We start from the raw sequence: 15,412 nt of genomic DNA, 5'->3' as shown, positions 1-15,412 counted from the left end.
CGCGTTGATCATCGAGCGTGACCTCACGCCGTACGTCGTCTACTCCGGCGACCCGGTCCTGCGCGCCCTGGAGAAGATCACCGCCAACAAGGCTCGCGTCATCTTCCTCGTCGACTCCCACGGCCACCTCGACGGTGTGCTGTCCGACGGCGACTTCCGCCGCTGGGTGAGCGGCGCCGCCAGCCTCAGCGTCGACGTCCCGGCCATCGAGGCCGCCAACACCTCGCCCCGCAGCCTGCCCATCGGCAGCAGCCCGGCGGAGATCTCCCACGCCTTCGGCTCCGGCATCGACCACGTCGCCCTGGTCGACGAGCGCGGTCACCTCGTCGCGGTCGCGATCAACCGCGCCGACGAGCTCCGCATCGGCCGCCACGTCGTCGGCCCGGACGCGCCCACGCTGCTGATCTCGGAGATCGGCATCAACCACCAGGGCGACGTGTCCCTGGCCAAGCAGCTGGTCGACCTCTCCGTCGAGTCCGGCGCCAACCTCGTGAAGTTCCAGCTCCGCGACATGGAGTCCCTCTACCGCCAGGGCTCCTCGGGCTCCGGCGGCGAGGACCTCGGCCCGCAGTACACCCTCGACCTGCTCGCGAAGTACAACCTCGAGGCCGACCAGCTCTTCGAGGTCTTCGACCACTGCCGCGACGTCGGCGTCGACGTCATGTGCACCGCCTGGGACCCGGTCAGCGTGGACCGCCTCGTCGACTACGGCGTGCCGTCGCTCAAGGTCGCGTCGGCCGACATGACCAACCACGCGCTGCTGCGGCACATGGCCGCGAGCGGCACCCCGATGGTCATCTCGACCGGCATGTCCACCGAGGGCGAGATCCGCGAGACCGTCGAGCTGATCCGCAGCACCGGCGTCGCCCACGCGTTCCTGCACTGCCAGTCGACCTACCCGGCGCCCTTCAAGGACGTCAACCTCGCCTACCTGACCCGGCTGGCCGAGCTCACCCAGGCACCCGTCGGCTACTCCGGCCACGAGCGCGGCTTCCACATCGCCCTCGCCGCCGTCGCCCTGGGCGCCCGCATCATCGAGAAGCACTTCACCGTCGACCGCGACCTCGAGGGCAACGACCACAAGGTCAGCCTGCTGCCGGGCGAGTTCAAGGAGATGGTCCAGCGCGTCCGCGAGGTCGAGGAGGCGCTGGGCACCTCCGCGCCCCGCGCGGTCTCCACCGGCGAGATGATGAACCGCGTCAACCTCGCCAAGTCCCTGGTCGCGACCCGGCGGATCGAGGTGGGCCAGCTCCTCACCGACGCCGACATCGACATCAAGAGCCCCGGCCGCGGGCTGCAGCCCAACGCCTACGACAAGCTCGTCGGGCGTACGACGACCCGCGCACTCGACCCCGGCGACTTCTTCTACGCCACCGACCTGGGTGATGCGGCACCGCGCGGGCGGGCCTACGACTTCCGGCGCCCGTGGGGCCTCGCGACGCGCTACCACGACATCGAGGCGATGACGCGGGACACGACCCCGGACTTCCTCGAGTTCCACTTCTCCTACAAGGACCTCGACCTGCCCGTGGCCGAGGTGTTCGGCGCCTACCCCGACGGCCTGCCGATGGGCTTCACCACGCACTCCCCCGACCTGTTCGCCGGCGACTTCCTGCTCAACCTCGCCTCCGAGGACGACGACCACTGGGAGCGCTCGATCCGCGAGCTCCAGCGCGTCGTCGACACGACCCGCGAGATGCAGCAGCACTTCACCCGGGGGGCCGACGACAAGGCGGATGTCGAAGGCCCGGTCATCGTCGCCAGCCTCGGCGGCTTCACCACCGACGCCTTCGTCTCCCCGGCCGAGCGCGAGGCGATGTACGCCCGGGTGGCCGCGGGCCTGGCCCGCATCGACGACTCGGGCGTGCGCCTGTGCGCCCAGACCCTGCCGCCCTACCCGTGGTACATGGGCGGCCAGCTCTACTGCAACCTCTTCGTCGACCCGCGCGACACCGCCGCGTTCGCCGAGCGCTACGCCCGTCGGCTCTGCTTCGACGTGTCCCACTCCAAGCTCTCGGCCAACTACCTCGGGATGTCGTTCGCCGAGGCGACCGACCTGCTGGCGCCCCACACCGAGCACCTGCACCTGGTCGACGCGACGGGCGTCGACGGCGAGGGCGTCCAGGTCGGTGACGGCGAGATCGACTGGGCGGTGCTCGCCGGACAGCTCGACGCGATGTCACCGGGCGTGAGCTTCATCCCCGAGATCTGGCAGGGACACGTCAACGACGGCGAGGGCTTCTGGATCGCCCTCGAGCGGTTGGAGCAATGGTTCTGACCGCACCCACCGCCCTGTGGGTGGTGCCGGTCAGCGACCTGGCCGGGGTGGCGCGCCACGTGCTCGACGTCGCCCGCGCCGGGATCCCGGGCTGGCGGCTGGTGGTCCTCACCCCGCCCGGCGACCTGCCCGCGCGGCTGCGCGAGCTCGGCGCCGACGTCGTCGAGGGCCCGTTCGGTCCCGACCACGGGCTGCGTGCGTCGGTCACCACGCTGCGCGACGTCGTACGCCGCGAGCAGCCGGCCGTCGTGCACAGCCACCTGGCGTACGCCGACATCGTCGTCGCCCTCGCGGCGGGACGGGGGCCGCGGCTGGTGACGACCGAGCACGGCATCGCCCGCGACGACGTCGTCTACCACCGCTCGGACGCCAAGACCCGCCTGATGGCGGCGGCGCACACCGCTCGGCTGCGGCGCTTCGACGCGGCGATCGCAGTCAGCCGAGCCACCGCGGACGCGATGCGGGAGAAGTGGCACCCACGACGCCAGGTCGTGGTGGTCCCCAACGGCGTGGACGTGGACCCGGCGGCGGCCCCATCAGCAGCCGGCCTCCGGATCCTGTCCCTCGCGCGCCTCTCGCCCGAGAAGCGCCTGCCGGCCCTGGTCGACGGCTTCGCCAAGCTCCACCACTCCCACCCGGAGGCACGGCTCACCCTGGCCGGGAAGGGACCGGAGGAGGGAGCGTTGCGAGCGCAGGTCGCACGCCTCGGCCTGGCCGACACCGTCGCCCTGCCGGGCTTCGTCGACCCCGACCGAGCGATGGCCGAGCACGACGTGCTCGCCATGCTCTCGGTCTGGGAGAACTGCTCCTACGCCCTCCTCGACGCCGCCGGCCGCGGGATGGGCGTCGTCGCCAGCGACGTCGGCGGCAACCCCGAGATCCTGCCGAGCACGTCGCTGGTGGACGCCGAGGACGCTCGCGCCGTGGCCGCTGCCCTGTCGGCGCAGGGCCTCGACCCGGCCGCTCGCTCGGGCCTGACCCGATGGCCCAGCGTGGCCGACATGTGTGCGCGCATCGCCCAGACGTACGCCTCGACGGGCGCGCGCTGATGGCCCGCATCGACTCGCCGTGGAACCTGTCGGACCGCACGGTCGACCGCGCGGACGAGGCGGCCCGGGAGATCCGGATCACCGACTTCGTGCTGATGGCGATCCTGCCCCTGCGGTCGGTCGAGGTGAGTGGCTTCCCGCTCAACGAGTTCGCTATGGCGGCGCTCGTCGGGTTGTGCGTGCTCCGTCCCGCCCGCGGCGGGGCCAGGCTGCCCAGCGCCGTCGTGCTGCTGCTCGGGGCAGTGCTGGTGCTGCTCATCTACTCCGGCCTCGCCAACCACGTCGACTGGACGCGCCGGGTGGGTCACGTCTCGATCCTGGCCGGGCTCATCTGGGCCGGAGGCACGGGCAGGCTCTCGACCCGCTCCGTCGGTGCCGGGCTGGCCGCCGGACTGATCGCCGTGATCGGGCTCGGCGTCGTCGGTCTCGGCGCCAGCTCGTACTCCGGGCGTCTGACCGGCTACCTGTCGGACCCCAACGCCGGTGCCTACTTCCTCGCCGTCCTCGGCGTCCTCGCGGTCTTCTTCTGCGACGACCGCACCAAGGTGCGGCTGGCCGTGGCCGCCCCGATCGTCGCCGGTCTGCTGCTGTGCTACTCGCGCACCGGACTGCTGGCCGGCGCGTTCGCACTGGTCTGGGTGCTGCTCGGGCGCCGCCTCGGCCCCGTCAGCGGCGCAGCCCTGGCGGCCGGAATGGTCTGGATCGTCAACAACATCCCCAAGAGCCTGACCACGTTGGGTCCCTTCTCGGACCGCTCCGGCAGCGACGCTCTGCGCGACCGCATCATCGCCCAGGAGCGGGTCCAGCTCGCCGACGCGCCGTGGTTCGGCCACGGCCCGGGCACGGCCCGGGTCAACATCCGCGACCTGGAGTTCTTCTTCCACAACAGCTATCTCGCCGTCCGGCAGGAAGGCGGCTGGGGCGCACTGCTTCTCGTGCTCGCGCTCATCGCGTTCGCCTTCCTCCGCCTCGCGAAGCGATCGCGTGCCGGCGACATGGCCGCGGCGGGGGCGCAGGCCAGCCTCATCGGCGTGGCCGTCATGGCCATCACCCTCGGCGAGGTGCTGCTCGACACCCCGATGGCCGTGGCCGTCGCGCTCGCCCTCGGCCGTGCCCTGCACCCCGAGCCCGAGAGCACGCCCGATGGCTGAACGGATCCACCTCGCCGCCAACAACCCCGACCTCGGCGGCGGTGAGCAGATGCTGCTGCGGCACGCCGAGGCGCTCCTGGCGCTCGGGCACCCGGTGACGGTCGTGGCTCCCGACGCCCCCACCGAGGTCCTCGATGCCGCCACCGCCCTCGGGGCCGACGTGGTGGCGATCCGTGCCGACGGCCGGCGCGACCACCTGGTCCGGCTCCGCGCGTGGGACCGTGCCGAGCGCACTGGCCTCCTGTGGTGCCACGGGCTGGTTCCGGCTCTCGCGACGGCCGGCCGGGCGCGCCGCGTCGTGCACCTGCACCAGCTGCCACGCTCCCGGGCCCAGCGGGTGGCGCTGAGGGTGGCAACGGCCCGAAGCGAACGCATCCTCACCCCGTCGGCGTTCCTGTCGTCCGGCGTTCGGGGATCGACGGTCTGTGCGAACTGGACGGACGAGGTCGCCCGGCTCCCACTGCCGACCGGCCGCACGTCGGTCGGGTTCCTGGGCCGCCTGTCCACCGACAAGGGCCTGGACCTCCTGGCGCAGGCGATCTCCGGGGCACCGGCCGACCTGCGCCTCGTCGTCGCCGGGGACGACCGCTGGGTCCCGGAGGACCAGCGACTCCCCGTCATCGAGTCCCTCGCAGCGCTCGGCAGCAGCGTCCTCCGGCTGGGTCGCGTGTCCCCCGAGGAGCTCTTCTCACAGGTCGACCTCGCCGTCTTCCCCAGCAGGGTCGCCGAGTCGTTCGGCCTCGTCGTCGCCGAGGCGATGGCCGCAGGCATCCCGTTCGTCGTGTCGGACGCCGGCGCGCTCCCCGAGGTCGCCGGTCCCGACCACCCCTGGATCGCCCCCAGCGGCGATGCCACGGACCTGGCGCGGGTCGTCGAGCGAGCCCTCGCCGCCACCCCCGAGGAGGTGCGCGACGTGACCGACCGCGCACGCCGACGCTGGGAGGACCACTACTCCCCGGGGGCCGGTCGGCTGCGCGTCCAGCGGTTGCTCGAGGAGCTGGGGACCACGTGAGCCGACCGACGGTGGCGATCGCCCACGACTACCTGACCCAGCGCGGTGGCGCGGAGCGGGTCGTGCTCACCCTGATGAAGGCCTTCCCCGAGGCCGCCGTGCACACCACGCTCTACGACCCCGAGGGGACCTACCCGGAGTTCGCCCACGCCGACGTCCGCACCTCACCGCTCAACCGCGTCGAGGCCCTGCGCCGGGACCACCGCCTGGCCCTGCCCCTGCTCGCCCCGGCCGCGTCCCGGATGCGCGTCGACGCCGACGTCGTCGTCGCCTCCAGCAGCGGCTGGGCGCACGGCTTCGCCACCCCGGGGCGCACGGTCGTCTACTGCCACAACCCGGCCCGGTGGCTCTACCAGACCGACGAGTACCTCGGCGGCACGGCCTGGCGCTCCCCCCTCGGCCCCCCGCTGCTGGCGTTGCGGCCCTTCCTCAAGCGCTGGGACCGCCGTCAGGCCGGACAGGTCGACGTCTACCTCGCCAACAGCCGCGTCGTCCAGCAGCGGATCGCGACGACGTACGGCCGGGCCGCCGAGCTCCTGCCGCCGCCGCACGGGATGGACGCCGCCGCGCCGCGTGAGGCGATCCCGGAGCTCGCCGGCTGGGACCCCGGCTACGCCCTCGTCGTCTCCCGGCTCCTGCCCTACAAGAACGTCGATGCCGTGATCGAGGCCGTGCGCGGCACCGGCCGGCGCCTCGTCGTGGTCGGCCGCGGCCCGGAGGAGGCACGACTGCGCGCCACCCTCCCCGACAACGTGCGGCTGCTCGGCGGGCTGAGCGACGGGCAGCTGCGCGCGGCGTACGCCGACGCCGGCGTGCTCGTCGCCGCCAGCCACGAGGACTTCGGCCTGGCGCCGCTCGAGGCCGCGGCGTTCGGCGTGCCGGCCGTGGCCCTGCGCGGCGGCGGCTTCCTCGAGACCGTCCTCGAGGGCGAGACCGGGATCTTCTTCGACCGGCCGACCCCGGAGGACATCAGCGCCGCGCTCGCTGTTTCCGACCATCACGGCTGGGACGGTGACAGACTGACGGCGCGGGCCGAGGACTTCGGGGAGGCCCGCTTCATCGAAAGGATCCGTTCGATCGTGCTCGACGCAGGAAGGTCGACCTGACGTGCGACCCGACGGCATCAAGCTGCTGCCCTGGCTGATCGGCGCAGTCGATCTCGTCATGATCGCGGCCGCGACCGTGCTGGCCATCCGGTTCCGGGTGACGCTGTCGATCTTCCCCACCGCGGGCGACGTCCTGGAGAACACGGCCCTCGCCAGCGTCTTCTTCGTGGCCACCTGGCTGGTCATGCTGGCCTTCTTCGGCACCTACGAGCTCCACGTCTTCGGGGCCGGCACCGAGGAGTTCAAGCTCGTCGTCAACGCGTCCTTCTTCACCGCGGCCCTCGTCGCCACGATGGCGTTCCTCATGCAGTACCCCCTCTCCCGCGGGTTCTTCGTGCTGTTCTTCCCCCTGGGCGTGCTGCTGCTGGTCATCGGGCGGCTGTTCTCCCGGCGCATCATCCAGCGGCTCCGGGTGGCCGGGCACTTCAACGAGCGGGTGCTGCTCGTGGGCGCCCCCGGCTACATCGGCGAGATCCACAAGGTCCTGGCCCGCGAGTCGTGGCTCGGCTACCAGGTGATGGGCTGCCTGGTCCCGCGGGAGTACGCCGGGCTGGAGCAGACCTCGGCCGGGATCTCCGTGCTGGGGCTGATCGACGAGGTGCGGGCCGTCGTCGACGAGCACGGACCCGACATCGTCTTCTTCACCGCCGGTGCCGTGACCTCCTCCACGCAGCTGCGGCGCCTCGCCTGGGAGCTCGAGGACCACGCCAACGTCCAGATCATCGTCGCCCCCAACGTCACCGACGTCTCCAGCGAGCGCATCCGGATCCGGCCCGTCGCCGGCCTGCCCCTGATGCACCTGGGACGTTCCCGCTCGCAGCTGGCGACCAACGACGCCAAGCGCGCCTTCGACGTCATCGGGTCGCTCCTCATCCTCGCCCTGATCTGGCCGCTGCTGCTCGGGCTGATGATCTGGGTCAGGCGTCACGACGGTGGGCCGGCCCTGTTCCGGCAGAGCCGCGTGGGTCGCGAGGGCGTCGAGTTCACCTGCCTCAAACTGCGATCCATGTCGGTCGACGCCGAGGATCAGCTCGCCACCCTGGAGGCGCGCGACCACGTGCTCTTCAAGAGCACCGACGACCCCCGGGTGACCCGTCCGGGCAGGCTCATCCGCCGCTTCTCGCTCGACGAGCTGCCCCAGCTCTGGAACGTCGTACGTGGCGACATGAGCCTGGTGGGGCCCCGACCGCCGCTGCCGTCGGAGGTGGAGCAGTACGAGGACGACATGCTGCGCCGGCTCAACGTGCTGCCCGGCATGACCGGCCTGTGGCAGGTCTCGGGCAGGTCGGACCTGTCCTGGGAGGACACGGTCCGGCTCGACCTCTACTACGTCGACAACTGGTCGATGGTCCAGGACGTGCTGATCCTCGCGCGCACGGTCACCGCCGTGGTGGCCAGTCGCGGGGCCTACTGACCGCGACCGACCGCCGGTCCGATCAGGACCTGCTGGCCTTCTCGGCCCTCTCGGCCCTCTCGGCCCTCTCGGCCTTCTCGGCCTTCTCGGCCTTCTCGGCCTTCTCGGCCTTCTCGGCCCTCGTGGCCTTGTCGGCCTTCGCCCCCCGGCGCCGACCCTTGCCGGCCGTCGAGTAGGCCTCGCGCGAGGCGTTCTCGGCCTTGTAGCCGCCGTAGCCGCCGTAGGCACCGCCGTAGGCACCGCCGTAGGCGATCGCGCTGGCGCCCTTGACCGGCGCCTTGTTGAGGACGACGCCGAGCAGCCGGCTGCCGACCTGGTCGAGGATCCGGCGGCAGTTCTGGCTCTGGTCGATCTGGGTCTTCCCGGCCGCCTGGACCAGCAGCGCCCCGTCGCAGAACGCCGACAGCAGACCCGCGTCGGTGACCGGCAGCAGGGGCGGCGCGTCCAGGATCACGAGGTAGTCCTGCGCGAGCTCGTCGATGAACTGCTTCATCCGCAGCGACCCGAGCAGCTCGCTGGGGTTGGGCGGGATCCGCCCGGCCGGCAGGAGGCTCAGGTTGGCCATGCCCGACTCGACGATGACGTCACGGATCTCGACGTCGCCGGCGAGGGCCTGGGTGAGGCCGACCGCGCCGTCGATCTCGAACGTCGTCGCGATCATCGGTCGGCGGAGGTCGGCGTCGACCAGCAGGACGGGCGTGCCGGCCTGGGCGACCAGGCGCGCGATGTTGGAGGACACGGTGGACTTGCCCTCGCCCGCGAGAGCCGAGGTGACCACGATCTTGCGGGGTTCGTTGTCGACGTCGACGAAGCGGAGGTTGGTGCGCAGCTGGCGGAAGGACTCCGCCGCTCGACCGAGGTCGCCGCGCACCCCACGGTGGCTGCGACCGAGCGCGTCCTCCTTCGGGATCACCCCCAGCACCGAGGCACCGGTGGCCTCCTCGACGTGCTTGGTGGTCCTGATCCGCCGGTCGATGAGGCGGCGGGCGACGAGGACGGCGTAGGCCAGGCCCAGGCCACCGATGGCGCCCTTCATGGCCGCCCCGCGGTAGTCCGGCGTGAAGGGCGCTCCGGGGAGCTGCGCCTCCTCGAGCGGGATGATCCGCGTCAGCGGCGCCTGCTTGGGGTTGTCCTCGCCGGTCTCGATCTCCTGTGCCACGACCACGACGGCATCCACCACTGCGTTCGCGAGGTCGCGTGCCTCCTCCGGCGTGGTGCCGATGGCCGTGACGGTGAGGGCGTTGACCTCCGCGTCCACGGACGCCGAGAACCGGCCCGCGATGGCGCTCGGCGGCACGTCGAGCCCGAGGTCGTCGACGACCCGCGCGGCGACCGGGGTCTTGGAGACGAGGAAGGCATACAGGTTCGCCTTGTCCTCCGCGAGCTGCGCATTGCCCTGCTCCTCACCGGCCGACGCCGCGTTGCCGACGCGGACGAGGCCGGACGAGGTGGCCGAGTAGAGCACCGGCTCGCGGGTCGTCTTGGCGATCATCAGGAGCGCACCGAGGATCGTGCAGCCGATGAGCACCCACACATAGGCGCGGCTCAGCCGGACGAAGTCCCCGAACGTCATGGCGCGAGTGTAGGGCGTGTCCCCCGCTCGCGGTCCGCTTCGGCCGACACGCTGGCACGATGGTCCCATGAGCGACGAGGCAGACGTCCCGACGGCGCCCATCTCCGCGCGCGTGCACCTCGCCCACGCCGTGGTCCAGAAGCTCGCCGAGGAGCGCAACATCGAGCTCCTGCACCTCAAGGGGCCGGCCGTGCTCCCGGGCCTGCGTGCCGAGGGGCGCCAGTCCAGCGATGTCGACGTGCTGGTGCGCCCCAGCCACCTGTCCCGGCTGATCGCCGCGCTCGAGTCGATCGGGTGGGAGCAGCGCACCGACTTCGCCACGGGCTCAGTGTTCGCCCACGCGGCCAACTGGTGGCACGACGACTGGGGATGGGTCGACGTCCACGTGAGCTGGCCGGGCATCGGGGTCGACGCGGAACAGGCCTTCGACGTGCTCTCACGCGGCGCCATCGAGCGCTCCATCGCCCACTGGACCTGCCGGGTGCCCAACCGGACGGCGCAGCGGCTGGTCCTCGTGCTGCACGCGGCCCGCTCGGCCAAGGGCACAGACGTCGACCACGCCTGGACCGCGGCCGAGCCGGCCGAGCAGGCCGAGGTCCGCGCCCTGGCCGCCGAGCTCGACGCCGAGGTCGCCCTCGCGGCCGGCATCGGCGAGCTCGACCTGCACCGCGACCACCCGACGTACGCGCTGTGGCGCCACTTCGCCGAAGGCGGCAGCCGGATGGACGAGTGGCGGGCCCGCCTCGCCGCAGCACCGACCGCGCGGGCCAAGGCCGACCTGGTCACCGCGGCCATGCGGGTCAACCGCGACCACCTGCGGATGGAGCTGGGCAGGCCACCCACCCGCGAGGAGGTCCGCGCCCGCCAGGGGCAGCGGCTGCGCAAGGCCGCCCAGGAGCTGTCCAAGCGGGTGAAGCGCTCATGATCCACCGCTACCGCATCGCCGACGACGTCGCCTGGGTCAGCCAGGAGGACCTCGACGGCGGCAGCGAGCCGACGGCCTACCTCACCCGCGTGCCGGGTGGGCCGCCGATCCTGCTCGAGGGGTCCGGGTGCGTGGTGTGGCTGGCCCTCGCCGAGGGCGGGACCATGGAGGAGCTCACGGCCGCCGCCGCCGCGATGTCGGGCTCGACCCTGGCCGAGGTCACCGAGGACGTCGAGACCCTGATCGACCAGCTCGTCGCGATCCGGGTCGTGCGAGAAGACTGACCGCCGCCGCGCCGACCAGGGCCCCGAGGGTGTTGGCCAGGACGTCGGTCAAGCTGCTGACGCGCGCCAGCCACAGCCCCTGCACCAGCTCGACCAGCCCGGACCCGAGCGCCGCGACTACCGTCACCCACCACCACGCCCGGCCGGTGACCAGCGCGACGAGGACGCCCACGGGCACGAAGAGCAGGACGTTGAGCAGCACCCCGTAGTGCTCCGGCACGGCCCAGTCGGGGGCGATCGGCCAGTCGTAGCGGAACTGCACGTAGAGGGCCACCGTGAGCCGGTTGAGCGCCCACCCCCACGGCCCGAGGACGAGCACGCCCAGTGCGACGCCGTACGCCGCGACGAGGGCCGCCACGACACGGCGATCGCGCAACCCGGCCACGATCCCACCCTAGAGTGGTCGCCGTGGGCAGCGAGGGAGCGACGCCGGAGGTCGTGGTCGAGGCCCTCGGGGTGGCGGTCGGCATCCCGGTGACCGGTGCCGACGCCGTACGTCTGCGTCGCCAGTGGAGCCGCGCCGTCACCGACCGCGTGTCCACCACCGTCGTCGACCTCACGGGCATCGCGTCCGAGGAGCAGGTCGTGCGCGACTACGCGATCACGTCCCTCGTCACGCTGGCGGCCCTCGACGCCACGGCCGGTCGCCGCATCAACCTGCACGCGGGGGCCGTCGCCGACGACCAGGGGCGGGCGCTGGCAGTCATCGGCCCGTCCGGGTCGGGGAAGACCACCGCGATCTCGTTGCTGGCCGCTCGGCTGGGCTACCTCTCCGACGAGACCGTGTCCATCGACGAGGCGCTCGTGGTCCACCCCCACCCCAAGCCGCTGTCGATCATCACCGACCTCGAGGCACCGCGCCTCAAGCAGTCGATCTCCCCCGACGACCTCGACCTGCGTCGGCCCCCCGGACGCACGCACCTCCACCGGATCGTGCTGCTGCGCAGGGGCGCGGGCGACGCCGGGCTCGTCCCCGTCCCCACCCCGCGCGCGATCGTCGAGATGGTCGAGCAGACCTCCACCCTCGTCCAGGTCGAGCACCCGATCCACCGGCTGGCGACCGCGATCGACTCGTGCGGGGGCGTGTGGGGGCTGGACTACGTCGAGTTCGCGGACCGCGTCGACGACATGGTCGGGCTCCTCGACCGAGAGCCTCAGCCGGCGGTCGAGCACCTCCACCACCCGTTCGGCGCCGACGCCGTCGTCGGTCCGGTGGCGGGTGCCTGGTCGCGCGCGCCGTGGACCGACGCGGAGGAGTACGGCGACGAGCTGGTGCTGATGGTGGGTGACCGGGTCCACGTGCTCGCCGGTCTCGGCGTGGTGGTGTGGCTGGCCCTGGCGACCCCCAGCACCCCCGACGAGCTGGTGGCGCAGGCGCAGGCGCTCTGGGGCGAGCACCCCGGAGCCTCCGGCCTCGTGGCCGAGGCCCTGGCCGTGATGGCCGAGCAGGGCCTGGTGCGCCCGCCGGCCTGACCCTCGCCGCGGCTGGGGTGCACACGGCAGACGCCGGTAACGTGCGGATCATGACTGCCCGCCGCCAGCTGCCCACCGACGAGGCCCGCGACCTGCTCGCGCTGACGCGCGCGATCGCGACCAAGGAGCTCGCCCCCCGCTCGGCGGAGGCGGAGGCCACCGAGACGTTCCCGCGCGAGGTCTTCGGCATGCTCGGCCAGGCGGGACTGCTGTCGCTCCCCTACCCCGAGGAGTTCGGCGGCGGTGACCAGCCCTACGAGGTCTACCTCCAGGTGCTGGAGGAGATCGGCTCGGTGTGGGCCTCGGTCGGCGTCGGCGTCTCCGTGCACGCGCTGTCCTGCTTCGGTCTGGCCTACTTCGGCACCGAGGAGCAGAAGGCCGAGTGGTTGCCCGACATGCTCAGCGGCGACCTGCTCGGGGCCTACTGCCTCTCCGAGCCGCACGCCGGCTCCGACCCCGCCGCCATGCGTACGACGGCCCGGCGCGACGGCGACTCCTACGTCCTCAACGGCGCCAAGGCCTGGACCACCCACGGCGGCCACGCCGACTTCTACAAGGTGATGGCCCGCACCTCCGACGACCGCAACGGGATCTCCTGCTTCCTCGTGCCGGCCGCCAGCGAGGGGCTGTCCGCCGACCCGCCGGAGCGCAAGATGGGCCTCACCGGCTCGGCGACCGCCACGATGCGCTTCGACGACGTACGCGTCGACGCCTCGCGCCGCCTTGGTGCCGAGGGCGAGGGCCTGCGCATCGCGCTCGCCGGTCTCGACTCCGGGCGCCTCGGCATCGCCGCAGTCGCGATCGGGCTGGCCCAGGGGGCTCTCGACTCTGCGGTGGCCTACGCCCGTGAGCGCGAGACCTTCGGCTCCAAGATCATCGACCACCAGGGCCTGGCCTTCGTGCTCGCCGACATGGAGGCCGCCGTCGTCTCCGCGCGCGCCACGATGCTGCACGCCGCCCGCCTCCGCGACGCCGGGCTCCCCTTCTCCCGCGAGGCCTCCGTCGCCAAGCTGGTCGCGACCGACAACGCCATGAAGGTGACCACCGACGCCGTCCAGGTCCTCGGCGGCTACGGCTACACCCGCGACTTCCCCGTCGAGCGCTACATGCGCGAGGCCAAGGTGATGCAGATCTTCGAGGGCACCAACCAGATCCAGCGGATGGTGATCTCGCGCTCGCTCGCCAAGGACAACGCCGGCGCGATCGCCTGACGGGGGCTCTCCTCGTCGCAACCACCGGGTACCCGGTGGTTCGCGCGCTTCCTGCCCGTTGCAACGGTCGACAAGCGCGCCGAAAGGGCTGCCGGATCGGACGCGCCCAGCCGTTGTCCACAGGGCCCGATGCGCAGGGTTGGGGCCTCTCCTCGCCGGCAACCATCCCGAGATGCAGAAGTCTCCGGAACTCGTCGAACTACCGGTGGTGTCTTGCAGGGCCACCCTGCTCGCCGAGGGCATGTCGGACCGACACGTCACGGCTCTGGTCCGGGACGGCACGCTCGTGCGCATCCGCAGAGGGCAGTACGTCGACGGCGAGGCGTGGCGTTCCCTGAGTCGGGCCGACCGCCACCGCCTGCTCACGCGCGGGGTGATGCTCACCGCTCATCCCGGCACGACGGCCACGCACGTGTCCGCTGCCATCGAGTGGGGTGCCCCCGTGTGGGACCTCTCGCTCGACGTCGCCCACACCACGCGTCGCGACGGAAGGGCGGGCCGCCGACGTGACGACTGGATCCAGCACTGCGGGGCCCTGCCCGCCGAGGACGTCACCGTCCGCAACGGCATTCCCGTCTCCATCGCGGCCCGCACCTGCGTGGAGATCACCACCATCACGGACGTCGAACGGAGCCTCGTCGTCGTCAACGGACTTCTCCACTCAGGCGCCACCTCGGAACAGGAGTTCGCCGACTGGGCGAAGAGCGCTCGCTACTGGCCCCACAGCCTCGCGACCGGTCTCGTGCTCCGGCTCTGCGATCCGAGGATCGAGTCCGCCGGAGAGTCGAGGTTCCACTACTTCTGCTGGCGCCGGCACCTCCCACGACCGACGCCCCAGGTCACGGTGTACGACGAGCACGGACACCTGGTGGGGCGTGTCGACTTCGCGTGGGAGGACTTCGGCGTCTTCGTGGAGTTCGACGGCAAGGAGAAGTACACGAAGTACCGCCGTGAGGGCGAGACGCTCGACGAGTTCCTCCTGCGGGAGAAGCAGCGTGAGGAGCTCATCTGCCAGCTCACCGGGTGGGTGTGCATCCGCGTCACGTGGGCTGACCTCGCGGCACCCGACCTCCTCGCGCGCCGCGTACGAAAGCTGCTGGAGTCGCGTCGCCCCCGCGGGGCGTAGGTTCCAGTCCCTTCCATCGGGTTCCTGACCGTTGCAGCGGGTGAGAACCTCGGCAACCACCGGGTACCCGGTGGTTGCAAGAAGGTAAAGACCTCACCCCTGCGTGTGTTGCCTCGCCACCACCTGCGAGCGACGGTGGAGACATGTCCAAGCGCATCGCATTCCTGACCGCCGCCGAGGGTGTCGAGGAGGTCGAGCTGACCAAGCCGTGGAAGGCAGCCGTCGACGCCGGCCACACGGCCGAGCTCGTGTCCCTCGACGAGGGCGAGGTCCAGCTCTTCCAGCACCTCGACAAGTCCTCCACCCAGCGCGTCGACCGCCGCGTCAGCGACGTCGCGGTCGCCGACTACGACGCCCTGGTCCTGCCGGGCGGCGTCGCCAACCCCGACGCCCTGCGCACCGACGAGACGGCCGTCTCGTTCGTCCGCGACTTCGTCGACTCGGGCAAGCCGGTCGCCGCCATCTGCCACGCCCCGTGGACGCTGATCGAGGCCGATCGCGTGCGGGGCAAGCGGGTCACCAGCTGGCCGAGCCTGCAGACCGACATCCGCAACAGCGGCGGCGAGTGGGTCGACGAGCAGGTCGTCGTCGACGGCAACCTGATCACCAGCCGCAACCCCGACGACATCCCGGCCTTCTCCCGGGCCCTGCTCGAGGCGGTCGACGGCTAGACAGCTGTCGGACGGGGTGTGGCGCTCGTCACCCCCGGGTGGCACAGTGCGTCGTCGTACGCCGTTGCGCGCCGCGCTGACCGCCGTCGTCCTGGCCGTCGTCGGCCTCTCGCCCACCCCGCCCACCCCGCCGGCCCCG

The 15,412-nt window shown here is 72.1% G+C and carries 14 protein-coding genes; 12 read left to right on the top strand and 2 right to left on the bottom strand.

What is annotated here, in order from left to right; translation table 11 throughout:
- Positions 1-4: 4 nt before the first annotated feature.
- Genes JWN97_RS14405 through JWN97_RS14380 form a run of 6 tightly spaced genes read left to right on the top strand, consistent with a single transcriptional unit; the run spans position 5 to position 8,010 of the window.
- On the top strand, positions 5-2,278 hold the full coding sequence (locus tag JWN97_RS14405) for an N-acetylneuraminate synthase family protein (protein WP_297623862.1): 2,274 nt from the start codon (positions 5-7) through the stop codon (positions 2,276-2,278).
- Positions 2,269-3,327 (top strand): glycosyltransferase, encoded by a 1,059-nt coding sequence (locus JWN97_RS14400; RefSeq protein ID WP_297623858.1) that lies wholly within the window; start codon positions 2,269-2,271, stop codon positions 3,325-3,327. The genes JWN97_RS14405 and JWN97_RS14400 overlap by 10 nt, the downstream gene beginning before the upstream one ends.
- Positions 3,327-4,478, top strand: coding sequence for an O-antigen ligase family protein (locus tag JWN97_RS14395; RefSeq protein ID WP_297623855.1), 1,152 nt, complete (start codon positions 3,327-3,329; stop codon positions 4,476-4,478). The genes JWN97_RS14400 and JWN97_RS14395 overlap by 1 nt, the downstream gene beginning before the upstream one ends.
- On the top strand, positions 4,471-5,490 hold the full coding sequence (locus JWN97_RS14390) for a glycosyltransferase family 4 protein (protein ID WP_297623852.1): 1,020 nt from the start codon (positions 4,471-4,473) through the stop codon (positions 5,488-5,490). The genes JWN97_RS14395 and JWN97_RS14390 overlap by 8 nt, the downstream gene beginning before the upstream one ends.
- On the top strand, positions 5,487-6,596 hold the full coding sequence (locus JWN97_RS14385; RefSeq protein ID WP_297623850.1) for a glycosyltransferase: 1,110 nt from the start codon (positions 5,487-5,489) through the stop codon (positions 6,594-6,596). The genes JWN97_RS14390 and JWN97_RS14385 overlap by 4 nt, the downstream gene beginning before the upstream one ends.
- 1 nt (position 6,597) lies before the next feature.
- Positions 6,598-8,010 (top strand): sugar transferase, encoded by a 1,413-nt coding sequence (locus tag JWN97_RS14380; protein WP_297623847.1) that lies wholly within the window; start codon positions 6,598-6,600, stop codon positions 8,008-8,010.
- A 22-nt stretch (positions 8,011-8,032) separates the two neighbouring features.
- Here JWN97_RS14380 and JWN97_RS14375 read toward each other — a convergent pair whose 3' ends face one another.
- A complete protein-coding gene (locus JWN97_RS14375; protein WP_297623844.1) occupies positions 8,033-9,583 on the bottom strand; it encodes a polysaccharide biosynthesis tyrosine autokinase in 1,551 nt (516 codons plus the stop codon).
- A gap of 67 nt (positions 9,584-9,650) precedes the next feature.
- Between JWN97_RS14375 and JWN97_RS14370 the strand changes: the two genes are divergently transcribed.
- Together JWN97_RS14370 and JWN97_RS14365 are read left to right on the top strand one after the other, a co-directional pair.
- A complete protein-coding gene (locus JWN97_RS14370; protein WP_297623841.1) occupies positions 9,651-10,508 on the top strand; it encodes a nucleotidyltransferase family protein in 858 nt (285 codons plus the stop codon).
- Positions 10,505-10,792: a PqqD family peptide modification chaperone gene (locus tag JWN97_RS14365; RefSeq protein WP_297623838.1), complete on the top strand. Its 288-nt coding sequence runs from the start codon at positions 10,505-10,507 to the stop codon at positions 10,790-10,792. Before JWN97_RS14370 ends, JWN97_RS14365 begins: the two co-directional genes overlap by 4 nt.
- Here the strand turns inward: JWN97_RS14365 and JWN97_RS14360 are convergent.
- Positions 10,728-11,177, bottom strand: coding sequence for a VanZ family protein (locus JWN97_RS14360; protein WP_297623835.1), 450 nt, complete (start codon positions 11,175-11,177; stop codon positions 10,728-10,730). The genes JWN97_RS14365 and JWN97_RS14360 overlap by 65 nt on opposite strands.
- Before the next feature lie 23 nt (positions 11,178-11,200).
- Here JWN97_RS14360 and JWN97_RS14355 point away from each other — a divergent pair, with 23 nt between their 5' ends.
- The 4 genes from JWN97_RS14355 to JWN97_RS14340 all read left to right on the top strand — a co-directional run bounded on the left by JWN97_RS14355 (position 11,201) and on the right by JWN97_RS14340 (position 15,273).
- Positions 11,201-12,265, top strand: coding sequence for a hypothetical protein (locus JWN97_RS14355; RefSeq protein WP_297623832.1), 1,065 nt, complete (start codon positions 11,201-11,203; stop codon positions 12,263-12,265).
- Between the two features lie 50 nt (positions 12,266-12,315).
- On the top strand, positions 12,316-13,476 hold the full coding sequence (locus JWN97_RS14350) for an acyl-CoA dehydrogenase family protein (RefSeq protein ID WP_297623830.1): 1,161 nt from the start codon (positions 12,316-12,318) through the stop codon (positions 13,474-13,476).
- A gap of 241 nt (positions 13,477-13,717) precedes the next feature.
- Positions 13,718-14,602: a hypothetical protein gene (locus JWN97_RS14345; protein ID WP_297623826.1), complete on the top strand. Its 885-nt coding sequence runs from the start codon at positions 13,718-13,720 to the stop codon at positions 14,600-14,602.
- A 143-nt stretch (positions 14,603-14,745) separates the two neighbouring features.
- Positions 14,746-15,273, top strand: coding sequence for a type 1 glutamine amidotransferase domain-containing protein (locus JWN97_RS14340; RefSeq protein ID WP_297623823.1), 528 nt, complete (start codon positions 14,746-14,748; stop codon positions 15,271-15,273).
- Positions 15,274-15,412: the final 139 nt, after the last annotated feature.

Origin of the sequence: Nocardioides sp. (genome assembly GCF_025965415.1) — a bacterium.
In the GTDB taxonomy this organism is placed as follows: domain Bacteria; phylum Actinomycetota; class Actinomycetes; order Propionibacteriales; family Nocardioidaceae; genus Nocardioides.
This window is presented reverse-complemented; position numbering and strand designations above follow the sequence as displayed.